Genomic DNA, 23,383 nt, shown 5'->3' with positions numbered 1-23,383 from the left:
CCGGCGGCCGTGGCCGCCGGCGGATCTTCACGTCAGATCGCATCGGCCCAGAGGTCGTACTCGTCCGAGTCGGTGACGCGGGCGCGCACCAGGTCACCGGGCTTGAGCACGCGGTCCGAGCTGACGTACACGCAGCCGTCGATTTCCGGCGCGTCGGCGCTGCTGCGGCCCACGGCGCCGTCTTCGTCCACTTCGTCGATCAGCACGTCGATCTCGCGGCCGACCTTACGGGCCAGGCGCGCGGTCGAGATGGACTGCTGCAGTTCCATGAAGCGTTCCCAGCGGTCTTGCTTGACGTCGTCGGGCACCGGGTTGTCGAGCAGGTTCGCGGGCGCGCCTTCCACCGGCGAATACTGGAAACAGCCGACGCGGTCGAGCTGGGCTTCTTGCATCCAGTCCAGCAGGTATTGGAAGTCTTCTTCGGTTTCGCCGGGAAAGCCGACGATGAAGGTCGAACGGATGGTCAGGTCCGGACAGATCTCGCGCCACTTCTTGATGCGGGCAAGCGTCTTGTCTTCAAAGGCCGGCCGCTTCATGGCTTTCAGGATGCGCGGGCTGGCGTGCTGGAACGGAATGTCCAGGTAGGGCAGGATCTTGCCCTCGGCCATCAGCGGAATCACTTCGTCCACGTGCGGGTACGGATACACGTAGTGCAAGCGTGTCCAGACGCCCATGTCGGACAAGGCCATACAGAGCTCGGTCATGCGGGTACGCACGGGCCGGCCATTCCAGAAGCCACTGCGGAACTTCACGTCCACGCCGTAGGCGCTGGTGTCCTGCGAGATCACCAGCAGTTCCTTCACGCCGGCCTTGACCAGGCGCTCGGCTTCGCTGAGCACGTCGCCCACGGGCCGGCTGACCAGGTCGCCGCGCATCGACGGGATGATGCAGAAGCTGCAACGGTGATTGCAGCCTTCGGAGATCTTCAGGTAGGCGTAATGGCGCGGCGTGAGCTTGACGCCCTGCGGCGGCACCAGGTCGAGGTAGGGGTTGTGGTCTTTCTTGGGCGGGGCGGCATCGTGCACGGCCCGCACCACTTCTTCGTACTGCTGCGGCCCGGTCACGGACAGCACGCTGGGGTGCACCTTGCGGATCACCGATTCCTCGACGCCCATGCAGCCGGTGACGATGACCTTGCCGTTCTCGGCCAGCGCTTCGCCAATGGCTTCGAGCGATTCGGCCTTGGCGCTGTCGATGAAGCCACAGGTGTTGACCACGACGACGTCGGCGTCGTTGTACTCGGGCGTGACTTCGTACCCTTCGGTGCGCAGTTGGGTCAGGATGCGTTCGGAGTCGACCAGGGCTTTGGGACAGCCCAGGCTGACAAAGCCGACTTTGGGGGAAGACATGGAATACCTCGGTGGGCGCTAGCCGGCGCCAGTGATCAAATACTGCGCAATTTTAGCGCGGCAGGGCGGGGGGCCGTTATTTTAGCGGGTCGTCGGACGGGACGCCGGATTTAATGCGTCCCTGAATAAATGATGAGGGGATGACCCTGGGGCCGACGCGGGCGCCGGTCCGAAGGCACTTTGGCGCAGTGTCAGCGGCGCTTCCTGTCGTTGCCGGCCTGCTGTTCCAGTTCGTGGATGCGCTGCTGCAACGCGTCCACTCGCTGGCGGTAGTCGCTGACATCGTTGTAGACGCACAGGATACGTCCTTGTGCGTCATCGGCCTGGTCGCGTTGCAGCGCCGCGTGCACGCGCACCCAGGTATAGCTGCCGTCCTTGCGGCGCAGCCGCTTTTCCATGACGCTTTCGGAAATCTCGCCCTGGAGCAGCCGCGACAGGGTCTGCAGGTTGGCGGGCAGATCGTCGGGGTGCGTCAGGGCCTGGAAGGTCTGCCCGGCGAGTTCCGCCGAGTCATAGCCCAGCAGGGCGCACAAGGGCGGGTTGACCCGCCGCCAGCCGCCGTCCAGGTCCAGCCAGGCCATCGGTACGCCGGCCTGCTCGAAGAAGGCGCGAAAGCGCTCTTCGCTGCGACGCAGTTTTTCTTCCGCCAGCTTGCGGTCGGTGCTTTCCATGCTGATGCCGATCATCTTGACCAGCCGGCCGGCACTGTCGCGCAGCGAGGCGCCGCGCGAGGTGATCCAGCGCACCGAGCCATCGCTTTGAATGATCCGGAAATCGTATTCGTAGCTGCTGCCGTCTTCCATGCATTGGCGATAGATGCGTTGCAGCGCTTCGACGTCTTCCGGCACCACGTGGATCCAGAAGTCTTCATTGCGGCGCACCGGCCAGCCGTACACGTCTTTCACGTTCGCGGAATACGACACCGCGTCCGTCAGCCAATTCCATTCCCACGTGACGATACGGGCGTTTTCCTGCGCCAGTTTCATGCGGGCTTCGTTTTCCATGATTTCGGCCGTGTAGCGACGGCGCACTTCTGTCATGGGCAGTTCGACGACTTCGGTCTGTTGCACGTCGCGCAGCGCGTCTTCGCCGTAGCGCAGCCAGATCCAGTTGACGTCCAGCAGTTGCGCCAGCTTGCGCAGGTTGCCGTAATCGATTTCACCGCCGCGGGTCCATTTATGCACGGCCGTGCGGGAGACGTCCAAAGCGTTGGCCACGGACTGCAATGAGAGTTTGCGGTGTTCCAGTAATTCTTTGAGGTGTAGTGAAAAGCTGTTTTCCGTCATGACTCTGCTGTCCCCGACCAGCGGTCAGTATAGCCGAGCGTCCCATAATGCAGCCTCTTCTATTGACAGTGAAAATGCATTGCAGTAGCGCCTTTTCAGGCGCTTCAAACGGGGTATTTGGCGTGCCATCGGCCGCGATGCCGCACATTCAGAATATCGGCAGCGGGTATTCGAAAATCAGGCGAAATTGATTCGATGACGCGCCTGATGTGCCTTGCGTCATGCGATGCACGGCGTAGCGCAGCCGTATGGCCAAATTGCGTGCGCTGCCCGATTGCACCACGTAGCGCAGGTCCACGTCGCTTTCCCAGTGCTTTTCGCCGCTGGCGTAGTAGGCGTAGGGGCTGGTGCGGTCGAGATGGCTGCCGTCGGCGCCCGAGCCGCGCACGTATCGTAGCTGCAAGCTGGCGCCGGGCACTTGCATGGCGTCGAGCTTGCCCAGGTCCAGCGCGTAGAAAAACCCCCATGATTTCTCGTGCGGCCCGTTGAAGTCGGCGAGCTGCGATGAATTGGGCAGGAATATCGAGTCGTGATAGGTGCCTGGCCCCATGCCCAGGTAATCCAGCGGCTGGTCGCCATGCACCTGCTGGCGCGCGACCTTGAAGGTTTGGGCGCCGGCGGTATAGGACAGCGCCAGCCCCCAGGCGGTCACGTCGATGTCGCCCGCGCGCTTGGCGCCGGCATCGACGGAGTGGTAGGCGGACAGGTCCAGGTTCAAGGCGTTGTCGCGGGGCAGCTTCCAGGTGTGGCCCGCCGAAAGATAGAACTGCTTCCAGATGTCCCGGAATTCGCTGCCATAGGCACTGAGGCGGGTGGCAGGGTCCAGCTCGTGGCGGCCGCCCAGGAACACCACCTGGTCGGTACTCACGCCGGCGTAGGACGCATAGAAGCGGCCGTCGTGGCTGACCTGGTTGAAGTCGCGTGCTTTGGTCATGCGACCTGCTTCCAGGAAGGTGTCCGGGCGAGGCTGGCTGGTCAGCCACAGCCCGGTGGCAGATGAGGGCAACAGCCGCGTGTCGGCCGGTGCGAAGACCGGGTTGTAGGGTCGCAGGTTGTTGCCGTAGCGCAGTTCGCTGGCAAAGCCCTTCAGCTTGAGCGCCCCTTCGGCTGTGCTGGATTCATCGTGTACACCGCCCTTGCCGTCCGGCACCAGCACTCCCGCCCGCCCAAGATATTGGCTATCGCCACCCAGGCGCACGACGCCGTAGGCGTTCAGGTCCACCCCCAGCCCCACCCTGCCGGGCGTATAGCCGGACTGGAACGCCAGGCGCAGTGCCTGCCCCCACTCGCGGTTGTCCGGCAGACCCTGTTTGCGGTCGTGGTTCCAGTAGAGATTGCGCAGCAGCAGGTCCAGGTGCGAATCGCGCACGAAACCTGGCGCATTGGCGGGTTCCGCCGGCGAGGTCTGTGGATACGCCGGCGCGGTCAGCACGGCGGCGCCCGCGAACGAACTGCAGATCAGCTTTCTCATCGTTATTCTCTTGGGCTGGGCAAAACGGGGTCCGCGCCGCTTGCCGGCAGGCAAGCGGACGGGGTGGGTTGACGGGGGAACGGGCCTGGCGGCGCCAGGCTTATAGATCGAGCACGAGGCGATCTCCGCGCGCGCGGGACACGCAGATCATCATGGTCTGTTGGGCGGCTTTTTCTTCGTCGCTGAGGTATTGGTCGAAGTGTTCGGCCTGGCCTTCCAGGATGCGGGTTTCGCAGGTGCCGCATACGCCTTCGCGGCACAGGCATTCGACGTCGGCGGCGTTGGATGCCTCGATCGCCTGCAAGATGCTCGAGCCGGCCTCCACGCGCAGCTCGGTGCCGGAGCGGGCCAGCACGACCGTGAACGCCCCGCCGGGGGCGGGCGCGGCGGCAAACTGTTCCCAGTGCACACGGCCAGACGGGATGCCGGCCGCCGTGGCCGCGGCAATGACCGCATCGATCAGCGGCCGGGGGCCACACACGTACAGGTGGTCGAGTTCTTGCAGGCCTTGCGCCAGGGCGGCCAGATCCAGCTTTTCGCCTTGGCTGTCGACGTGAAAGCGCACGCGGGCCGCATACGGACTGCCGAGCAGGTCGTCGCGAAACGCGGCGTGTTCGGGCGCGCGGTAGGCGTAGTGCAGTTCGTAGTTGGCCGCGCGGCGATGCAGTTCGGGAAGCTGGGCCAGGAACGGCGTGATGCCGATGCCGCCGGCCACCATCACGTGGCGTCCGTGGCTGTCGGCCAGCGCGAACAGGTTGTTGGGGGCGGTAATGACCAGCTCGCTGCCGGTGCTGACCTGCTCGTGCATGAACGCCGAACCGCCGCGCGATTGCTCTTCCAGCCGCACGCCGATCTGGTACTGCCGCGTATCGGCCGGGTCGCTCATCAGCGAATAGGCGTTGCTGAACCGCTTGCCCTGGGCATCATGCATCTGCACGATGACGTGGCTGCCGCCCGTGAATGGGGGCAAGGGTTCGCCGTCCAGGCGCTCAAGGGTAAAGCGCTTGACCCGTGCGCTGACCTGTTCGACGTCGGTGACGCGCACGTCGATGTTTTCGTGGGATTTAGTCATGGGGCATCTCTACGCAGGCCTTAGACGGCCTGGCATACATATTTCATTTCCAGGTAGTCTTCGATGCCATGGCGCGAGCCTTCGCGCCCCAGCCCGGATTGCTTGACGCCGCCAAATGGCGCGACCTCGTTCGAGATCATGCCGGTATTGATGCCGACCATGCCGTATTCGAGCTGTTCGGCCACGCGCCATACGCGGCTGGCGTCGCGGGTGTAGAAGTAGGCGGCCAGGCCGAACTCGGTGTCGTTGGCTTGCCGGATGACATCCTGCTCGTCGCGAAAGCGCACCAGCGGCGCCACGGGGCCGAAGATTTCCTCGCGCAGCACCCGCATGCCCGGCCGCACGTCGGCCAGCACGGTGGGAGCCATGAAGGTGCCGCCCAGTGCATGCGCTTCGCCGCCGGTCAGCAGGCGCGCGCCTTGGGCGCGGGCGTCGTCGACCAGCCCCTGCACCTGGGTCAGCGCCTTGGGGGTGATCAGTGGGCCGATCTGGCTGTCGGCCTGCAGGCCGGGGCCCACGCGCAACGTGGCGGCCTGGTCGGCAAAGCGGCGGGCGAAGGCGTCGTACACCGCATCCTGCACGTAGATGCGGTTGACGCAGACGCAGGTCTGGCCCGCATTGCGGTACTTGGCCGCGATGGCGCCTTCCACGGCTGCGTCCAGATCGGCATCGTCGAACACGATGAACGGCGCATTGCCGCCCAGTTCCAGCGACAGCTTTTTGATGGTGGGCGCGCATTGCGCCATCAATAGCCGGCCGACGGCGGTGGAGCCGGTGAAGCTGAGCTTGCGCACGTCGGGGTGGCGAGTCAGCTCGCCGCCGATGGCGACCGCGTCGCCGGTGACGATGTTGAACACGCCGTCGGGGACGCCGGCCTGGGCCGCCAGCTCGGCCAGCGCCAGTGCGGAAAAGGGCGTTTCGTTGGCGGGCTTGAGCACCATGGTGCAGCCCGCGGCCAGCGCAGGGGCGACCTTGCGGGTGATCATCGCGGCCGGAAAATTCCAGGGCGTGATGGCGGCGCAGACGCCGATGCCCTGACGCAGCACCATCAGGCGGCGGTCGGCGCGCGGGGCCGGGATCAATTCTCCGTAGACGCGCTTGCCTTCTTCGGCGAACCATTCCAGGAACGACGCGGCATAGCGGATTTCGCCCAGCGCTTCGGCCAGCGGCTTGCCTTGTTCGCGCGTCATCAAGTGCGCGAGTTCGGCCTCGTGCTGGATCATCAGGTTGAACCAGCGGCGCAGAATGTGCGAGCGTTCCTGGGCGGGACGCGCGCGCCACGCGGGCAGGGCGCCGTGGGCGGCGGTGATGGCGCGGCGGGTTTCGGCTTCGCCCATGTCGGGCACCTGGCCCAGCGGCTGGCCGGTGGCGGGGTCGGTCACCGCGACCGTGGCGTGGTGGTCGGCGTCGCACCAGTGGCCGGCAATGAAGGCCTGCTGGCGAAACAGGGAAGAGTCGGTCGTGCGCATGGGAATCCTGGGCGGAATGGAAAAATGGCGTGCCCGGGCGGCAAGGCCTCGGGCACGCGGGCAGGTCAGGTGCGGTCCTGGTGCGCTTGGGCCACCAGATAATGGAAGTGCGCAATGCCGTGTTCGCTTTGTCCGCTGCGCTGGCGGTCGACCATGATGCGGCCGCGGCCACGGTAGCCGCGAGACTTCAGTCCCTTTTGCACGCTTTCCACCAGACGCAGGTCTTCGGGGCGGAAGACGTCGCGGTACCACTCGATCAGGGATTTCTGCTCGGCGGTCAGTTCCTTGTTCAGGAAGTAGATGTCGTAGTGCTGCAGGGTGACGCCGGCGCTGGACGGAAATTCATAGATGACCGTCATGAAGTTGCCTCCGGGCGGCGCATTGAACATGGTGCACGGCCAGGCCCAGAAGCCCGCGAATGACGGGTCCTTGACGCTGTCGTCGAACTGGAACGACTTGGGGGACGACTTGGCGACGCCGAATTGCAGGCTCCAGTTGCCGTGCATGGTGTGCGTGTACTGGCCGACGTCGACGGAATCGGCAAAGCCGGGATGGGCCGGCGCGCAGTGGTAGCACTCCATGTAGTTGTCGACGATGCTCTTCCAGTTGGCCGGCGTTTCGGTGACGAAGCGCGCGGCCAGATGCAGGTCGTCGACGACCGGGCAGGCCTGGCGCAGGCGTGCCTGCAGACCGGGCAGCTGGGATTCGACCGAGCCGGCGTCGGCGTTCATGTTGATGAAGATGAAGCCGGCATATTCCTCGACGCGCAGCCCGACCAGGCTGGAATTGGCCTTGTCGAAATCGAGGACGTTGTCGCAGTTGCGCGCGTGGGCCAGGTCGCCATCGAGCTTGAAGGTCCAGGCGTGGTACGGGCAGGTAATGACGTTCTTTGCCTTGCCGTCGCCTTGCAGCAACTGGTGGCCGCGATGGGGGCAGACGTTGTAGAAGGCGCGCAGCACGCCGTCGCGGCCGCGCACGACGATGATGCTTTCGCCAATGACGTCGCGGGTGATGTAGGCGTTGTTGTCGGCGACTTCGCTGCGATGGCCCACGCAGATCCAGCTGTTGGCGAAGATCTTTTCCTTCTCGTAGTCGTAGATGGCGTCGCTGGTGTAGTAGCTGGCGGGAATGGTGTGCGCCACGTCGACATTGGTGCAGAAGTCGGCGGGCAGGCGTTCGATGGTGTTCGTATTGGGATTCATGATGGGCTCCATGAGGTCAGGGGTACGGGAAAGCGGGGGTCAGGCGCGGGGGACGGGGATGGCGGCCGGCGCGGCTTGCGTGGCCGTGGCCTCGGCGGGTGGGTCGCCGACGGGGTCGGTGGCTGCCAGGTTGCGAGATTGCTCTTCAATCTGCTGGGCAGACAGGGCGCCGTAGTCTTGCGACAGCCAGCGGAACAGGCCGAACAGCATGATTCCCAGCACCAACAGGAACGGGATGGTGGTGAGCACCACGGCGGTCTTCATGGTGTTCAGCGACACGTGGGCGAACAGCATCGCCAGCGGCAGCAGCGCCAGCATCACGCACCAGAACAGGCGCAGCGTGGGACTGGGGTCCTGCCCTTCTTTCAGGTTGCGGGTGCTGGTGGCGGCAATGGCGTAGCCGACCGCGTCCATGTGGGAGGCGCAGAACACGGCCATGATGAAAAGGAAGGCCGCCAGGAACACGCCGCCCCAGGGCAGGCTGGTCAGCAGGGTGACCACCGCGGTTTCGCCGCTGTGCTCGGCCAGCAGGCGGGGCACGTCGACCGCCTGGGTCAGGTACTGATGCATGCTGAAGCTTTCCAGGGCGCCGAAGAAGAACCAGCAACCGGCGCTGCCGCCCAGCACCAGCGCGGCGATCACTTCCTTCATCGTGCGGCCGCGCGACACGCGGGTGACGAACATGGCGACGCCCGGCGCGTAGGAAATCCACCACAGCCAATAGAACACCGTCCAGCTGCGCGTGAACGCACCATCGCCCGACGGATCGGTGAACAGGCTCATGCGCACCCAGTTCTGGATCATCAGGCCCAGGCCGTTGGTGATGTTGTTGATGGTGAACTGCGTGGGGCCGACGACCAGCACGATGGCGGAATAGGCTAGCGCGCCGATACAGACGATCTTGCTCAGGCGTTGCATGCCGCCGTCGATGCCGACGTAGGAACTGAGCGAGAACACCACCGAGATGATCGCGATGACGATGAACTGGGTGGTGAAGGTGTCCGGCATGCCCGTCAGCGCGGACAGTCCGCGGGTGAGCGTCGAGGCGGTCAATGCCAGCGACACCGTCAGGGCGCCGAACATGGTGAAGACGAAGATCAGGTCGACCAGGCGGCCGACCCAGCCGTTGGCGCGCAGGCCGGTGACGGCTTCGACGATGGACGCCATGCCCAGGCCGCTCTTTTTGCGGACGTGGAAGTGGTACGCCAGGGCCAGCGACGCGATGGCGTAGAGCGCCCAGGCGCTGATGCCCCAGTGAAAGAATGAGTAGCTGATGCTGTATTCAAGCGCGTCGCGCGAACCGGCCGCCAGGTGCAGTCCGGGCGTCTGGTAGTAGTAGGCCCATTCCATGACGCCCCAGTAGAGGGTGGACGAGCCCATGCCGGCACAGATGAACATGAACACCCACGTGGCGGTGGCGTATTCGGGCTTGCCGCTGCCCAGCCGGATGTTGCCGTACTTGCTGAAGGCGAGATACCCGGCGGCCAGCGCGGCCGCGAATACGAACACCAGTACCAGGGTGCCGAAGGCGCGGGTGGAGAACTCGAATAGCGTGCTGGCGAACGCCTCGGCGGCGGCGGGAAAGGCCGCCAGGCCGATGACGGGAAGGGCGACGGCCACCAGGCTGGCGACTATCAGGAAAAGGTCTGGCTTGGGGCGGTGCATGGGTTGTCTCCTGCTCCTCGGGGCTGTCCAAGGGGGAGCCCCCTTTGCAGCGGTTTTGTTAACCTATGGTTTACTTATAACTATAGATTAACGTATGAGGCGCAAGCCGGCGACCTAGGGAAATTCCCAGGGCCGATACCCGGCGACACCGGGGCGATTTCGTGTTGATGCGGAGGGTCTCGACCACGAGCCGAGGTGAGCGGCCGTGGGGAAGGGGCCTGTCAGGGCACAGGCGCGGGTGCTGCGCTAGTAGTATTCGAGCGTATAGGTGACGTAGGAACTGACGGGCCCTGGCGTGATTCGCCCGCCCGAAGCCGCGTACTCCACGGAATAGTTCAGGCGGATGCTGCTGGGTTCCGTATTTGCGGGGTCGAAATCAGAGGTGGCGATGACGCCAATATCGCTTTCGCCCACCGGTATCGGATAGATGGACGGCCGGTGGCGTTCTCCGATAGTGACGATCTGCCCGTTGCCGTAGCGTAACTGGAGTTCCACGTTGGCAGGGCCGTCCGGTGCCTGGTTGCGCAATCGGCCGGATTGCGGATTGACCTGGCCCCCGGCTTCGAAATAAGTCACTACCACAACGGGGATGGCGACGCCTGGTCCTCCTCCCGGGCGAGGGGGATTGAAACAGCCACTGGCTTCTATGCTGAAAGGGATTCTGGGGCTGTGCTGCTGCAGTTCGGCGGCGGCGACAAGGGGTAGCGTAATGGCTTGATCGGGCGTGGTGACTTTGCAAGACTGCCGGGTCACCATGCCCTCTATGGAGACGGTACCCGCTTGGGCCATCGCGTCCGCGAGCGGCAGGCTGCTCAGCAATGCGGCGGCGATGGCTTGTGAAAAGTGATTCATACCAGGTGCGGGAGATTCAAGCATGCGATGGCATTCGGAGCGCCCGGGCACGAGGGGGCAACGAATGTCAATCGAGTGTGATGGGTGGAAGCGGACCGCCGGGAGGGAGATAGTTTGCGAGGGGAAGCCCGCGCTCACTATTGGAACATTCTGAAAATGTCGGGTGAATTGGACTACCGCTATTTTGGGAAGGGGGCGGTCCCGGCGTCCGGCGATTCGCTAGCCATTGCGGCGATACAGCGCCAACGTGGCGGCCAGGCCGATCATCAGCGTGCCGCAGACGCGGTTCAGCCAGCGCAGGCCCGAACCCTGGAAGACCCGCACCAATTGCGCGCCCAGGGTGGCGTAGGCCAGCATGGTCAGCAGGTTCATCAGCGCCAGCACGCAGGCCACCGTCAGGTACTGCGGCAGCAAGGGGGCCTGGGTGTCGATGAACTGGGGCAGGAAGGCAGACATGAACAGCAGCAGCTTCGGGTTGGTGACCGCCACCGCGAAGCTGCGCAGGCCCAGTTTCAGGCCCGCGGGCCGGACAGCATCCGGCGAGGCGGCGGGCATGACCAGCGCCGAGTTGGACCGCAGCATTTTCCAGCCCAGGTAGGCCAGGTAGGCCGCGCCCGCCCATTTGAGGGTATGGAAGGCGACTTCGGAGGCGGCCAGCACCACGCCCAGTCCGGACGCCACCGCGCCCACCAGGATCAGATCCGCCATGATGGCGCCGCCCATGCCCCAGCAGGCGGCGCGCACGCCGTGGCGCGAGCCGTTGCTCATGGCGAGCAGGACCGTCGGGCCCGGCGTCACGATGGCGACGGCCGAGGCCAGGATGAACAGCAGCAGCGTGGTGGTGGACATGGCGGGCTCCGTGGCGAGCGGCCAGTGTGACGCGGGCGGCGGGGGTCTGTCCAGCGCCCGGAACCGCCCGTTTGCCCGTCGACGGGCGGGCCAATCGCGGTGCGCGCCGGGGCGGCGGGCCGCGCCGGGCTACCATAGCGGTCTTATCGACTGATTTCCTGCCATGTCCACCCGTTCCGACACTCCCCATCTTGCCCCGCCGCTTTCTTCCGTCCTGCTTTCCTGCGCGGGGGTAGTCGAGGAGGTCCTGGACGGCCGGTCGCTGACCGAAGCGCTTGCCGATGTCGATTCGGGCTTGCGGCCCGCCACCCAGGCGGTGTCGTTCCATGCGATGCGCTATCTGGGCTGGGCCGACGCCGTCGGCCGCGAGCTGGTGCAGCGCTATCCCAATGTGCTGTTCGAGTCCCTGTTGCTGGTGTCGCTGACGCTGCTCAAGGCCGAGGGCGACGCCGCGGCCGCCATGCCGGGCATGCCGGTGTACGCGCCGCACACGGTGGTGGATCAGGCCGTGACGGCGGCTTCCAACACCCGCAGCCTGGCGTCATTCAAGGGCCTGCTCAACGCCTGCCTGCGCCGTTTCCTGCGTGAGCGGGCGGCGCTGGACGCCGCGGTGGCCGGCAGCCTGGAAGCCCAGTGGAACCATCCTGGCTGGTGGGTCAAGCAATTGCGCGTGGCCTATCCGCAGCAATGGCAGGATATCCTGCAGTCGGCCAATGTGCCGGCACCGTTGACCCTGCGCGTGAACCGCCGCCGCGCCAGCCGCGAGCAGGTGCTGGCGGCTTTCGAGGCGGCAGGTCTGGCGGCCGGTCCCGTGGGCGTGGCCGGCGTTGTGCTGGCCTCGCCCAAGCCCGTGACCCAGCTGCCCGGCTTTGCCGAAGGCTGGTGGTCGGTGCAGGATGCCGGCGCGCAGTTGGCCGCCGAGCTGCTGGCGCCTGCCGACGGCATGCGCGTGCTGGACGCCTGCTCGGCGCCGGGCGGCAAGACCGCTCATCTGCTGGAACTGGCCGACATCGACCTGCTGGCCCTGGACGCCGACGCCGATCGCCTGGTGCGGGTTGGCCAGAACCTGGACCGCCTGGGCCTGTCGGGCGACCGCGTGCGGCTGCAGGCCGCGGACGCCGCCGACCTGGACGCCTGGTGGGACGGCAAGCCCTTTGATGCGGTGCTGGCGGACGTGCCCTGCACGGCTTCGGGCATCGTGCGGCGCCATCCGGACATCCGCTGGCTGCGCCGCGAAAACGATGTGCGCCGCACCGCCACCCTGCAGGCCCGGATCCTGGACGCGCTCTGGTCCACCGTGGCGCCCGGCGGCCGCCTGCTCTATGTGACCTGCTCGGTCTTTCCGATCGAAGGCGCGCGCCAGGCGCTGGAATTCCTGCAGCGCCACCCCGAAGCCCAGCGTCTGGAAGCCCCGGGCCAATTGCTGCCAGTTGCTGTCGATGCAACACCTGCGGACCAACACGACGGGTTTTTCTACGCCTTGTTTGCCAAGGCGTCGTGAATCGCCAAGAATAGGGGCATGACAGGGGTTTCGGTGTCGTATGTCCATCATTTCACGCGTATTTCTGGGGTTGTTGTTCGTATCTGCCTTGCTTTCGTTTGCGCCGGTCGGCCAGGCGCACGCGGCCGAGCCGAAAGTCGTGCACGTCGAGCCCGTGGTGCGTGGCGACAAGCTTGAAATCGACGCCGATATCCAATTCGAACTGAATCAGCAACTGCGCGACGCCGCCCAGCGCGGCGTGCCGCTGTATTTCACCGCCGACGTCACCATTACCCGCGAGCGCTGGTGGTGGTTCGACAAGTCTCTGGTCGACACCTCGCGTACCTGGCGCGTGATCTATAACGCGTTGACCCGCCAATGGCGGGCCGGGGTGGGCGAGCTGTCCTTCCCGGTGGCCTCGCTGGACGACGCCATGAGCGTCATCCGCCATGTCCGCAACTGGCCGGTCGCCGACGCCGACGATTTCGACGAAGGCGTGGTCTATGGCGGCCAACTGCGGCTGCGGCTGGATACCTCGCTGCTGCCGAGGCCGTTCCAGGTCAATGCCCTGAACAGCAGTTCGTGGGCCCAAGGCACGCCCTGGACGGACTTCTCGTTCTCGCTGGGCGACAAGGAGAAAGACCCCTCATGAGGCTGTTGCTTCGGCTGGCCCTGATGGTCGGCGCCGTAAGCGGCCTGGCATTGCTGGGGCTGCTGGCGTGGTCCACCGGCAATGCCTCGCGCTTTGCCCGCTATTACGACATTCTGCTGGTGCTGAACGGCATCTTCGCCCTGGCGTTGTTCGTCTGGGTGGTGGCGCTGACGGTCCGGCTGGCCCGGCAGATCCGGCGGCGGCAGTTCGGCGCCCGGCTCACGGCCCGGTTTTCCCTGGCGTTCGCCCTGATCGGCGTGGTGCCCGGCGCCCTGATCTATACGGTCTCGGTGCAGTTCATGTCGCGCTCGATCGAGTCCTGGTTCAACGTGCGGGTCGACACCGCGCTGGAGGCCGGCCTGAACCTGGGCCGGGCGGCGCTCGATTCCCTGCTGGCCGACCTGGACGCGCGGGCGCGCTCCATGGCGGCCGAGCTGAACCGCAATTCCGACACCGGCGTGACCCTGGCGCTGACGCGCCTGCGTGAAGCCAATGGCGTGCAGGAAGCCATGGTGTTCACCGGCAGCGGCCGCATGGTGGCGTTTTCGACCAGCCAATATGGCCAGTTGCTGCCGGCCATGCCGCCCTCGACCGTGATGAACCAGCTGCGGCTGTCGCGCGGCTATTCGGCGGCCGAGGCCGACGATCCGGTCAAGCCGGGCACGGACGGCGGGCTGCATCTGCGGGTCGTGATTCCCCTGACCGGCCCGGACCGCTACGACAATCTGCTGGGCGCCGCGTCCGAACCCCGTTGGCTGCAGCTGCTGCAGCCCGTGCCGGAGCAGATCGCGCACAACGCCAACCTGGTGCAGCAAGGCTTTCGCGACTACCAGGAACTGGCCCTGTCGCGGCTGGGCCTGCGCAAGCTCTACGGCATCACGCTGACCTTGGCGCTGTTGCTGGCGGCGTTTGGCGCCATTGCCGTGGCGCTGTCGCTGTCCAAGCGGCTGGTGCGCCCGCTGCTCAGCCTGGCGGGCGGCACCCAGGCCGTGGGCGTGGGCGACTACCGCCCGCTGCCCGAGCCGCCCGAGCGCGACGAAGTCGGCCAGCTCACCCGGTCGTTCAACGCCATGACGCGCCAGCTCGACGAAGCCCGCCGCATGGTCGAAAGCAACCGCCAGCAGCTCGAACGCTCCAACGTCTACCTGGAAAGCGTGCTGTCGAACCTGTCTTCCGGGGTGCTGGTGTTCGACGAATCGTTCCGCGTCACCACCGTCAACCAGGGGGCGCAGACCATTTTGCAGGCCGATCTGCGGTCCGTGATCGGGCGGCCGCTGGAAACGGTGGACGGCATGCTCGAATTTGCGAACATCGTTCGACAGGCGTTTTCGACCCACGCGGCGGTCGGGTCCGAGCGCCAGCATTGGCAGCAGCAGTTCGAGATCGCGCCCAAGCAGGGCGATACCCCCAATGGCCCGCAACCCCTGACGCTGCTGGCGCGCGGGACCCACCTGCGGGTGGACGGCCGCGGCAATGGCTATCTGGTCGTGTTCGACGACATCACCGAGGTCATTTCGGCCAACCGCACCGTCGCCTGGGGCGAGGTCGCGCGCCGCCTGGCCCACGAGATCAAGAACCCGCTGACCCCCATCCAGCTGTCGGCCGAGCGCCTGGCCATGAAGCTGGAAGGCAAGCTGCAGCCCGCCGAGGCCCAGATCGTCGAGCGTTCCACCAACACCATCGTCAACCAGGTGGCCTCGCTCAAGCAGATGGTGGATGATTTCCGCGAATACGCCCGCACACCGCCCGCGGTGATGCAACGCATCGATTTCAATGCCCTGGTGGCCGACGTGCTGTCGCTATACGGCTGGGACCCTGACGGGGGCGCGGCTGCCCGCGTGGCCGGCAAGGCCTTGAACCTGGACGTCACCCTGGGCTCGGACCTGCCGGCCATCGAAGGCGACCCGACCCAGTTGCGCCAGGTGATCCACAACCTGTTGTCCAATGCGCGCGATGCCATCGCCGAGAAGGGCGGCGAGGGCCGCGTCAGCGTCACGACCCAGCTGATGCGCAGCGAACAGCCCGACCGCGCCGACCAGCAGGCCCTGCGCTTCACGGTGGCCGATACCGGCCCGGGCTTCCCGCCGCAGGTCATGCAGCGCGCCTTCGAGCCCTACGTAACCACCAAGTCCCACGGGACTGGGTTAGGATTGGCAATCGTACGCAAGATTGTGGAAGAGCACGGTGGGCGAATCGACCTTGCGAACCGCAAGGAAGGGGGCGCGCGGATTTCCATCTTGTTGACCCGGCTTGCTGCCGGCGCCGATACTATGGACGCGACCGCGCAAGAAAAGGATAATGCGGCTACGCAATAGGTGGATGCTTTATGGCCAGAATTCTGGTGGTTGACGACGAAGTCGGTATTCGCGAGCTTTTGTCGGAAATCCTTTACGACGAAGGACACACGGTCGAATTGGCCGAAAACGCGGCGCAAGCGCGTGCCGCGCGCCTTCGCATGCGTCCCGATCTGGTGTTGCTGGATATCTGGATGCCCGACACCGATGGCGTGAGCCTGCTCAAGGAATGGGGCTCGCAGGGCCTGCTGGACATGCCCGTCATCATGATGAGCGGCCATGCCACCATCGATACGGCGGTCGAGGCCACCCGCATCGGTGCGATGGACTTCCTGGAAAAGCCCATTACGCTGCAGCGTCTGCTCAAGACCGTGGCTGCGGGCCTGGCCCGGGGCCGGGCGCCGCATCCGACGCCGGCCGTAGCGCCGGCCATGGCCAGCGCCACCGTGGCGCTCGAAGACGAACTCGATCCGCCGGTGCTGTCGACCGCCCCGGCCAACGAAGTCCCGGTCACTGCCAACGGCCAACTGGGCAGCATTTCGCTGGACCAGCCGCTGCGCGAGGCCCGCGACGAATTCGAACGCATCTACTTCGAATACCACCTGGTCCGTGAAAGCCACAGCATGACGCGGGTGTCTGAGCGCACCGGCCTCGAACGTACCCATCTTTACCGCAAGCTCAAGCAATTGGGCATCGAATCCGCCCGCAAGCGGGGCGCATGAAGATCCTCATCATGGGCGCTGGTCGCGTAGGCACCAGCGTGGCCGAGAACCTGGTGTCGGAACAGAACGACATCACGGTCATCGATTCGGACCCGGCCCAGCTGCAATACCTGCAAGAACACTTTGACCTGCGGGTCGTCCATGGCGACGGCTCGCAGGTGTCGGTGCTGGAAGCGGCCGGCGCCGCCGACACCGACCTCTTGATTGCCTGTGCCGCGTCCGACGCGGCCAACATGGTGGCCTGCAAGATCGCGCGGCAGCTGTTCAACATCCCGCGTCGCATCGCCCGCATTCGCTCGGCCGAATTCCCCGAGCATCCCGAACTGATGAGCGAAGAGGGCTTCTGCATCGATGCCATCATCAGCCCCGAGCGCAGTGTCACCACCTACCTGCACAGCCTGATCGAATTTCCCGAAGCGCTGCAGGTCGTGGAATTCGCCGAGGGCCGCGTCAGCGTCGTGACCGTTCGGGTCGGCCATGGCAGCCCCATGGCGCACCATCCCGTGGACAAGCTGCGCGAGGTCTGGCCGGACGTCACCGCGCGCGTGATCGACGTGCTGCGCGGCGGCCGGCCGCTGCGGGCCGGGTCCGGCACGGTCATCGCGCCGGGTGACGAAGTCGTGCTGGTGGTCGATACACGCCATGCCCGCCGCGCAGTACGCCAGTTGCGCGAGGCCGAAAAGGCCGTGCGCCGCGTGATGATCGCCGGCGGCGGCAACATCGGCCTGCGGCTGGCGCGCGCGCTGGCCGAAGAAAACTACAGCGTGCGCATCATCGAGCGCGACCTCAAACGCTGCGAATACCTGGCCACGCAATTGCCCGACAGCGTGCTGGTGCTGCACGGCAGCGGCACCGACGAGGCCTTGCTCGAGCGCGAAAACATCGAAGACATGGACACCTGGCTGGCGCTGACCAGCGACGACGAAGACAACATCATGTCGTCGCTGCTGGCCAAGCGGCTGGGGGCGCGCAAGGTGATCGCGCTGATCAACCGCCAGGCCTACGGCGAACTGATGCAGGGCAGCCATATCGACATCGCCGTGTCGCCGTCGCAGGCGACCATGAGCGAGCTGCTGCGCCACGTGCGCCGCGGCGATGTGGCGGCGGTGCACCGGCTGCGCCAGGGCGTGGCCGAGGCGCTCGAGGCCATCGCCCACGGCGACCGCTCCACGTCGAAAGTGGTGGGCCGGCGGGTCGGCGACATCAGCCTGCCCAAGGGCGCCAGCATTGGCGCCTTGGTCCGCGAAGACGAAATCATCCTGCCCGATGCCGACACCGTGATCGAAACCGACGACCACGTCATCGTCTTCGTGCCCTCGCGCAAGCAGATGCCGCGCGTGGAAAAGCTGTTCCAAGTGTCGGCGTCGTTCTTCTGATGAACCCGCACGCCACCCTCTGCCGCAGGCCCGGGGCGGCCGGATAACTCCTATGAAGCGCGTCCTGGCCACTCTGCATATCCTGGGCCTGACCATGGTGATGTTCGCCCTCACCATGCTCATTCCGCTGGTGGTGGCCTATGTGGGCGGCGATGCGGCGCGTGACGCCTTCCTCCATGGCTTCCTGATTTCCATCGGCATCGGCGTGGTGCTGGCCGCGGTGACACGGCGCGCGCGCAGCGAACTGCGGGCCCGCGACGGCTTCGTGCTGGTGTCGGCCGTGTGGGCCGGCCTGCCGCTGCTGGCGGCGATACCGCTGCTGCTCTACTTCCACCGCGCCGGCCTGCCGCTGTCGTTCACCGGAGCGTATTTCGAGGCCATGTCGGGGCTGACCACCACCGGCGCCACCGTGCTGACCAACCTGGACGCGCTGCCGGCGTCGATCAACCTGTGGCGGGCGACGCTGGTCTGGATCGGTGGCATGGGCATCCTGGTGCTGGCGGTGGCGATCCTGCCGCTGCTGGGCGTGGGCGGCCACCAGGTGGTGCGGGCCGAAACGCCCGGTCCCATGAAGGACGAACGGCTGACGCCGCGCATCGCCAGCACGGCCAAGGCCCTGTACGCGGTGTACTTTGCGTTTTCGATCCTGTGCCTGCTGGCGTACCGCGCGGTCGGCCTGTCATGGTTCGAGGCCTGGTGCCACATGGCCACCACCATGGGCCTGGGCGGGTTTTCCACCTGGGACGACGGTTTTGCGCACTTTGACTCGGTGGCCGTCGAAATGGTGGCGATGGTGTTCATGTTGATCGCCGGCATCAACTTCGCCACCCACTTCAATGCCTTTCGCCAGCGCAGCCCGCGGGCCTACCTGCGTTGCCCCGAGGCGATTCCGTACCTGGTCGTGGTGTTGGGCGTGGGGCTGGTGATTTCGGTGTTCCTGTACATCAAGGGCGTGTACCAGGAACCCCTGGAAGCGCTGCGCTACGGCATGTTCAACACCATTTCCATGGCCACCACCACGGGCTACGCCAACACCGATTTCGCCCAGTGGCCGCTGTTCGCGCCGTTGACCATGCTGCTGCTGTCGGGCTTTGCCACGTCGGCGGGGTCGACCGGGGGCGGCATCAAGATGATCCGGGCCATCCTGCTGGTCAAGCAGGCGCGCAACGAGCTGGTAACAATGTTGCATCCGCACGCGGTCAGTCCGGTGCGGATCAATGGCCGGGCCGTCGAAGCCCGGACGATGTCGTCGGTGCTGGCTTTCATGCTGTTCTACGGCCTGTCCATCGCCGTCTTCACCAGCCTGCTGCTCCTGTCCGGGCTGGACCCCATCACGGCCTTCTCGGCCGTTTTCGCCAGCGTCAACAACACCGGCCCGGGATTGGGTCCGGTCGGCCCCATGGGCAATTTCGCGGTGCTGTCGGACTTCCAGATCTGGGTCTGCACGTTTGCGATGCTGATCGGGCGGTTGGAACTGCTGACTGTCCTGGTTTTGTTCACCCCTATCTTCTGGCGAAAGTAGAGGGGCCGCCGTAGAGAGGCCCCCACGCGGCAGCCGCTGCGCGGCTTTGCTGCCCCCGAGGGGGGCCACCCGGCCTTCGGGCGGCCCGGTGACTATTTTTGCGGGCAAATTTTGTGCGGGTAAACCCTCATAAGGGTTATCCCACCCGCGGCCAAAAACCCCATCCAGACTGCGATTTCGAGCATCATCGGCCGGAAAGCCCCATCGTTTCTAGCTTGTGAGCGCTCGCTCACTTTGCTCTAGAGGGCAAAACCGAATGCTTCGCGATGTTGCACACAAATGTCACTATTTTCAATCGTTTTGCCACAAACATGCGGCTATTATGCGTTCACAAGCCGCCGTCTAGTGCCCCCCGGGAAGTTGCCGGGCTTCAAGGTCGAACGGCGCACCCCCTCATCACACATTGAAGGAGTCCGAGATGGAACAGATCCCGTTCATTTCGTCGGCCCCCAACACCCTGGGCATCGAACTCGAGCTGCAACTGATCGACCCCCGCAGTTTTGACCTCACCGCAGCTTCGGACGAGCTGCTGGCCCAAATGGCCAACCACCCCATCGCCGACCGCGTCAAACCGGAAATCACGCGGTCCATGATTGAACTGAATTCCTCGGTGCACGAGCACCCGATGGGTCTGTTGGCCGAAATGCGCGAAATGCGTGACGCCCTGGTCGAAGCGGCCGATGCCGTCGGCGTTTCGGTGGCGGGCGGCGGCGCTCATCCCTTCATGCGCTGGCAAGAGCGCTCTATCTCGGACACCCCGCGCTTCCAGTACCTGGCAGAAATGTATGGTTACCTGGCGCGTCAATTTACGGTGTTCGGCCAACATATCCACTTGGGCGTGAAAAGCGGCGACGACGCCATCAAGCTGCTGCGTCGGATGTCGCCCTATGTGCCCCACTTCATTGCGTTGTCGGCCTCGTCGCCGTACTGCGAAGGCGTGGATACCCTGTTCTCGTGCTCGCGCCTGAATGCCGTCAACAGCTTCCCGCTGGCCGGTCACATGCCGCCCGAGGTCAAGGACTGGTACCAGTTCGAGGCCCACCTGTCGCAACTGCGCGCCTATGGCCTGGCCGAGAGCATCAAGGACCTGTACTGGGACATCCGCCCCAAGCCCGAATTCGGCACGGTGGAAATCCGCGTCTGCGACACGCCGCTGACCGTCGAACGCGCTTGCCAGATCGCCGCCTTCGCCCAGGCGCTGGCGGTGCTGTTGATGCGTGAAGACGATCCCGGCGACAAGGCCTGGCTGTCCTACCGCAGCAACCACTTCCAGGCCTGCCGCTTTGGCCTGCAGGGCAGCTACGTGACGCCGGACGGCCAGCGTACCCGCCTGATGGACCACCTGCGCGCGCTGTTCCAGCGGCTGATGCCGGTGGCCGAAGAACTGGGCACGGGCGACATGATTGCCGCGCTGCGCGATGAAGCCATGCGCAGCGGTAACGATGCGCGCTGGTTGCGCAGTCAGTTCCATCGCCTGCGCGATCTGCCGCTGGTGGTGGAATCGATGTCGCACGCCTGGCGCGGCGAGGCGCCCCAGGCGGCCGCGCCGGCCGAGCCGACCGCGGTGTTGCGGCGGCGCATCCGGGCCAATTCCGAACCCATGCAACCCCTCTCGGCGGCGGAGCCGGGCGTGACGGTACCTTTGCCGGAACGCCTGCACTAAGAACGGGCTGATAGAAGGGCTGAATCACTGGGCCGCCGGGTAGGCGGCCCTTTTACTTGTCAGCTCAGGGCGTGCCGCGCTGGCGGCCGCCGATGGCGCTGACAGACAGCCGGGTTTCTCCCGCGATGCCGCGATGGGTCGCGGCGCGCCAGGCGTGGCCGTAGGCCACTTCGATGCTCAAGGCGATGACGCCATCCGGCCGGCGCTGCGCTTCCAGTGCCGCGCACAGGCGCTGCTGCCAATCGCGTCCGACCAGGCCGCCGCGGCGGCCTTCTGCCGGGTTGCCGCCCAGGGCGCGCACGTCCTGCAGCAGTTTTTCGGGGGTCCGGTAGGTCAGGGTCAGGATTTCCTGGTCCATCACTGGGTCGGCGAAACCGTTCTCGACCAGCAGGTCGCCAAAGTCATGCATGTCCACGAAGGCCGGGGTGGCGGTGCGCAGGCCTGCGTCGGTCAGCGCCTGCCGCAGCTCGCGCAGCGTGGCAGGCCCCAGACAGGAAAACATGGCCAGTCCGCCCACTTTCAGGATGCGGCGCCATTCGGCCAGCACGGCGTGCGGTTCGCGATGCCAATGCAGCGCCAGGTTGGACCACACCAGTTCCAGCGATTCCGGCGCCAGGCCGGTCGCGGCCAGGTCGGCATTGACGAAGCTGGCGGCCGGGCCGCGCCGGGCCAGCTTGCCGATCCAGGCGGTCAGGCCGGCGGGGGCGTGGCGCTTGCGGGCGATGTCCAGCAGCGCTTCGCAGTTGTCCAGCCCGGTGTAGGCGGCGTCGGCGTAGCGTTCGCGCAGCAGGGCCAGGTTGTCGCCCGCGCCGCAGCCGGCGTCCAGCAGGGCCTGCGGCTGCACGCGGATGTATTGCAGTCGGCCGAGCATGCGGCGGGCGACCTCGCCATAGAGGAATTGCGCGTCGGACAGGTCGCCGCGGCGGGCGAACTGGCGCGGCACGTCGGCGGCAACAAGGGGAAGCGAAGGCGGGGTGGCGGGTGCTGGCAGGGACATTTCGGTCGCGCCCGGGCCTGCGGCGCGGGGCGGATCATGATTTCATGGGGGATGACAGACATTATTGCGCATCCCGGTGGCCACCGCCGATTGTCCCTACTGGCCATGGGGCGGGGGCTGCTCGCCCGGGTGCCTGGCGATTGCCCGCTGTGCGGGGCGCGGGTGCGCGGTGCCAGGCTGTGTGAAGGGTGCGAGGCGGATCTGGCGATCGATCCACGAACGCCTCGTTGTCGGCGCTGCGCATTGCGGCTGGGATTGACTGCGCCGCATTGCACGGCCTGCCTGGCGATGCCGCGGGCCTTCGTGCGGACGATTGCGGCGTTCGACTACGAACCGCCGGCCGATGCGCTGGTCAGCCAGTTGAAGAGCCAGTTGCGGCTCAGCGTGGCGCCGGTACTGGCGCACTTGTTGGCGCAGGCGGTGCGGCGCCACGAGGCGTTGCCGCCAGGCCTGTTGCTGGTGCCGGTGCCTGCCGGCCGGGCGTCGCTGCGTCGCCGCGGCATGAACCCGGCGGCAGAGATCGCGCGCGGCCTGGCCGCGCAGTTGATGCTGCCGCTGGCGTGCACCGCGCTCAGGCGGCGCCGCGAGACGCCCCGGCAGACGGCGTTGGGGCGGCATGCCCGGGTGCGAGGGGCGACGGGGGCGTTTCATTGCGTGCGAAATCTGGCCGGGCGCCATGTCGGGCTGGTGGACGACGTGATGACCACCGGCAGCACGGTGCACGCGGCGGCCAAGGCGTTGCGGGCGGCGGGAGCGGTCAGCGTGACGGTGCTGGTGGCCGCGCGGACGCCGCGGGCGCCTGGGTAAATCGGCGACAATCCTTCATGCGCGGCCCGTGTGGGCCGCAAGTCTTTCAACGTTTTCGGCCCTATCGCGATGTTCCACGTCATCCTCGTCTGCCCCGAGATTCCGCCCAATACGGGCAACGCTATCCGCCTGTGCGCCAATACGGGCGCGCAATTGCACCTGGTGCGCCCGCTGGGATTCGAGCTGGACGACGCCCGCATGCGACGGGCCGGGCTGGATTACCACGAGTGGCAGCCGGTGCGGGTGCACGATACGTTGCAAGAGGCGCTGCAGGATACGGGGGCGGAGGTGTCGCACATTTATGCGTTGACGACGCAGGCGCAGCGCAGCGTGGGGGATGTGCGATTCGAGCCGGGGGATGTGTTTGTGTTCGGGCGGGAGACCGCTGGGTTGTCGGATGAACACCAGGCGATGTTTGCGCCGCAGCAGCGGTTGCGGTTGCCGATGCGGGCGGGGCAGCGAAGCTTGAATCTTTCGAATGCGGTGGCGGTTACTGTGTTTGAGGCTTGGAGGCAGCAGGGGTACGAAGGGGGGGTTTAGTTTTTTTTCTTCTTGTTGGGCGATGCGGTTCTTGAGCCGCGGGCCTATCCGGGATTTTGTGGGCGGGGCATATCATGAGGACTAAAGATCATGGATATGCCGATGAAGAAGAAAC

Annotated in this window: 19 protein-coding genes; 9 read left to right on the top strand and 10 right to left on the bottom strand. The window is 65.9% G+C overall.

Annotated elements, in window-relative coordinates; translation table 11 throughout:
- Window positions 1-32: 32 nt before the first annotated feature.
- The 9 genes from rimO to AC3WMR_RS27880 form a co-directional block, all read right to left on the bottom strand.
- Entirely contained in the window at window positions 33-1,349 is a 1,317-nt protein-coding gene (rimO, locus tag AC3WMR_RS27920; RefSeq protein WP_492266120.1) for a 30S ribosomal protein S12 methylthiotransferase RimO, read from the bottom strand.
- 191 nt (window positions 1,350-1,540) lie between these two features.
- A complete protein-coding gene (locus AC3WMR_RS27915; RefSeq protein ID WP_492266119.1) occupies window positions 1,541-2,635 on the bottom strand; it encodes a PAS domain S-box protein in 1,095 nt (364 codons plus the stop codon).
- 148 nt (window positions 2,636-2,783) lie between these two features.
- Entirely contained in the window at window positions 2,784-4,106 is a 1,323-nt protein-coding gene (locus AC3WMR_RS27910; protein ID WP_492266118.1) for an OprD family outer membrane porin, read from the bottom strand.
- Between the two features lie 100 nt (window positions 4,107-4,206).
- Entirely contained in the window at window positions 4,207-5,178 is a 972-nt protein-coding gene (locus AC3WMR_RS27905) for a PDR/VanB family oxidoreductase (RefSeq protein ID WP_492266117.1), read from the bottom strand.
- Window positions 5,179-5,198: 20 nt separating this feature from the next.
- Window positions 5,199-6,647: an NAD-dependent succinate-semialdehyde dehydrogenase gene (locus tag AC3WMR_RS27900; protein ID WP_492266116.1), complete on the bottom strand. Its 1,449-nt coding sequence runs from the start codon at window positions 6,645-6,647 to the stop codon at window positions 5,199-5,201.
- A gap of 65 nt (window positions 6,648-6,712) precedes the next feature.
- Window positions 6,713-7,849 (bottom strand): aromatic ring-hydroxylating oxygenase subunit alpha, encoded by a 1,137-nt coding sequence (locus AC3WMR_RS27895; protein ID WP_492266115.1) that lies wholly within the window; start codon window positions 7,847-7,849, stop codon window positions 6,713-6,715.
- Between the two features lie 39 nt (window positions 7,850-7,888).
- Window positions 7,889-9,514: a BCCT family transporter gene (locus AC3WMR_RS27890; RefSeq protein WP_492266114.1), complete on the bottom strand. Its 1,626-nt coding sequence runs from the start codon at window positions 9,512-9,514 to the stop codon at window positions 7,889-7,891.
- A gap of 246 nt (window positions 9,515-9,760) precedes the next feature.
- Window positions 9,761-10,390 (bottom strand): fimbrial protein, encoded by a 630-nt coding sequence (locus tag AC3WMR_RS27885; RefSeq protein ID WP_492266113.1) that lies wholly within the window; start codon window positions 10,388-10,390, stop codon window positions 9,761-9,763.
- A gap of 195 nt (window positions 10,391-10,585) precedes the next feature.
- On the bottom strand, window positions 10,586-11,215 hold the full coding sequence (locus AC3WMR_RS27880) for a LysE family translocator (RefSeq protein WP_492266112.1): 630 nt from the start codon (window positions 11,213-11,215) through the stop codon (window positions 10,586-10,588).
- 163 nt (window positions 11,216-11,378) lie between these two features.
- Here AC3WMR_RS27880 and rsmB point away from each other — a divergent pair, with 163 nt between their 5' ends.
- The 7 genes from rsmB (at window position 11,379) to AC3WMR_RS27845 (ending at window position 20,924) form a co-directional block, all read left to right on the top strand.
- A complete protein-coding gene (gene rsmB, locus AC3WMR_RS27875; protein ID WP_492266111.1) occupies window positions 11,379-12,716 on the top strand; it encodes a 16S rRNA (cytosine(967)-C(5))-methyltransferase RsmB in 1,338 nt (445 codons plus the stop codon).
- Window positions 12,717-12,756: 40 nt separating this feature from the next.
- Window positions 12,757-13,347: a DUF4390 domain-containing protein gene (locus tag AC3WMR_RS27870; protein ID WP_492266110.1), complete on the top strand. Its 591-nt coding sequence runs from the start codon at window positions 12,757-12,759 to the stop codon at window positions 13,345-13,347.
- Window positions 13,344-15,662 (top strand): sensor histidine kinase, encoded by a 2,319-nt coding sequence (locus tag AC3WMR_RS27865; protein WP_492266109.1) that lies wholly within the window; start codon window positions 13,344-13,346, stop codon window positions 15,660-15,662. The genes AC3WMR_RS27870 and AC3WMR_RS27865 overlap by 4 nt, the downstream gene beginning before the upstream one ends.
- Window positions 15,663-15,673: 11 nt before the next feature.
- Window positions 15,674-16,363 (top strand): response regulator, encoded by a 690-nt coding sequence (locus tag AC3WMR_RS27860; RefSeq protein WP_492266108.1) that lies wholly within the window; start codon window positions 15,674-15,676, stop codon window positions 16,361-16,363.
- Window positions 16,360-17,739, top strand: a complete 1,380-nt coding sequence (gene trkA, locus AC3WMR_RS27855) for a Trk system potassium transporter TrkA (RefSeq protein ID WP_025141077.1) — start codon at window positions 16,360-16,362, stop codon at window positions 17,737-17,739. The genes AC3WMR_RS27860 and trkA overlap by 4 nt, the downstream gene beginning before the upstream one ends.
- Window positions 17,740-17,791: 52 nt before the next feature.
- Window positions 17,792-19,261, top strand: a complete 1,470-nt coding sequence (locus AC3WMR_RS27850; RefSeq protein WP_492266107.1) for a TrkH family potassium uptake protein — start codon at window positions 17,792-17,794, stop codon at window positions 19,259-19,261.
- Between the two features lie 418 nt (window positions 19,262-19,679).
- Window positions 19,680-20,924, top strand: a complete 1,245-nt coding sequence (locus tag AC3WMR_RS27845) for a YbdK family carboxylate-amine ligase (protein ID WP_492266106.1) — start codon at window positions 19,680-19,682, stop codon at window positions 20,922-20,924.
- 64 nt (window positions 20,925-20,988) lie between these two features.
- Here AC3WMR_RS27845 and AC3WMR_RS27840 read toward each other — a convergent pair whose 3' ends face one another.
- Window positions 20,989-21,921, bottom strand: coding sequence for a methyltransferase domain-containing protein (locus tag AC3WMR_RS27840; protein ID WP_492266105.1), 933 nt, complete (start codon window positions 21,919-21,921; stop codon window positions 20,989-20,991).
- 255 nt (window positions 21,922-22,176) lie between these two features.
- Between AC3WMR_RS27840 and AC3WMR_RS27835 the strand changes: the two genes are divergently transcribed.
- Both AC3WMR_RS27835 and AC3WMR_RS27830 read left to right on the top strand, forming a co-directional pair.
- Complete coding sequence (locus AC3WMR_RS27835) at window positions 22,177-22,728, top strand: ComF family protein (protein ID WP_492266104.1); 552 nt, start codon at window positions 22,177-22,179, stop codon at window positions 22,726-22,728.
- A 69-nt stretch (window positions 22,729-22,797) separates the two neighbouring features.
- Window positions 22,798-23,268: a tRNA (cytidine(34)-2'-O)-methyltransferase gene (locus AC3WMR_RS27830; protein ID WP_492266103.1), complete on the top strand. Its 471-nt coding sequence runs from the start codon at window positions 22,798-22,800 to the stop codon at window positions 23,266-23,268.
- The last annotated feature ends 115 nt before the right edge of the window (window positions 23,269-23,383 follow it).

This window comes from Achromobacter sp. FW305-C-28, assembly GCF_058783235.1.
Note: the sequence above shows the minus strand (reverse complement) of the source record. Positions and strands in the feature narration are given on the sequence as shown.

Bases quoted from the DNA above. Each gene is read 5' to 3' on its own strand.
- rimO (WP_492266120.1), bottom strand. From the start codon at position 1,349: ATGTCTTCCCCCAAAGTCGGCTTTGTCAGCCTGGGCTGTCCCAAAGCC.
- AC3WMR_RS27915 (WP_492266119.1), bottom strand. From the start codon at position 2,635: ATGACGGAAAACAGCTTTTCACTACACCTCAAAGAATTACTGGAACAC.
- AC3WMR_RS27910 (WP_492266118.1), bottom strand. From the start codon at position 4,106: ATGAGAAAGCTGATCTGCAGTTCGTTCGCGGGCGCCGCCGTGCTGACC.
- AC3WMR_RS27905 (WP_492266117.1), bottom strand. From the start codon at position 5,178: ATGACTAAATCCCACGAAAACATCGACGTGCGCGTCACCGACGTCGAA.
- AC3WMR_RS27900 (WP_492266116.1), bottom strand. From the start codon at position 6,647: ATGCGCACGACCGACTCTTCCCTGTTTCGCCAGCAGGCCTTCATTGCC.
- AC3WMR_RS27895 (WP_492266115.1), bottom strand. From the start codon at position 7,849: ATGAATCCCAATACGAACACCATCGAACGCCTGCCCGCCGACTTCTGC.
- AC3WMR_RS27890 (WP_492266114.1), bottom strand. From the start codon at position 9,514: ATGCACCGCCCCAAGCCAGACCTTTTCCTGATAGTCGCCAGCCTGGTG.
- AC3WMR_RS27885 (WP_492266113.1), bottom strand. From the start codon at position 10,390: ATGCTTGAATCTCCCGCACCTGGTATGAATCACTTTTCACAAGCCATC.
- AC3WMR_RS27880 (WP_492266112.1), bottom strand. From the start codon at position 11,215: ATGTCCACCACCACGCTGCTGCTGTTCATCCTGGCCTCGGCCGTCGCC.
- rsmB (WP_492266111.1), top strand. From the start codon at position 11,379: ATGTCCACCCGTTCCGACACTCCCCATCTTGCCCCGCCGCTTTCTTCC.
- AC3WMR_RS27870 (WP_492266110.1), top strand. From the start codon at position 12,757: ATGTCCATCATTTCACGCGTATTTCTGGGGTTGTTGTTCGTATCTGCC.
- AC3WMR_RS27865 (WP_492266109.1), top strand. From the start codon at position 13,344: ATGAGGCTGTTGCTTCGGCTGGCCCTGATGGTCGGCGCCGTAAGCGGC.
- AC3WMR_RS27860 (WP_492266108.1), top strand. From the start codon at position 15,674: ATGGCCAGAATTCTGGTGGTTGACGACGAAGTCGGTATTCGCGAGCTT.
- trkA (WP_025141077.1), top strand. From the start codon at position 16,360: ATGAAGATCCTCATCATGGGCGCTGGTCGCGTAGGCACCAGCGTGGCC.
- AC3WMR_RS27850 (WP_492266107.1), top strand. From the start codon at position 17,792: ATGAAGCGCGTCCTGGCCACTCTGCATATCCTGGGCCTGACCATGGTG.
- AC3WMR_RS27845 (WP_492266106.1), top strand. From the start codon at position 19,680: ATGGAACAGATCCCGTTCATTTCGTCGGCCCCCAACACCCTGGGCATC.
- AC3WMR_RS27840 (WP_492266105.1), bottom strand. From the start codon at position 21,921: ATGTCCCTGCCAGCACCCGCCACCCCGCCTTCGCTTCCCCTTGTTGCC.
- AC3WMR_RS27830 (WP_492266103.1), top strand. From the start codon at position 22,798: ATGTTCCACGTCATCCTCGTCTGCCCCGAGATTCCGCCCAATACGGGC.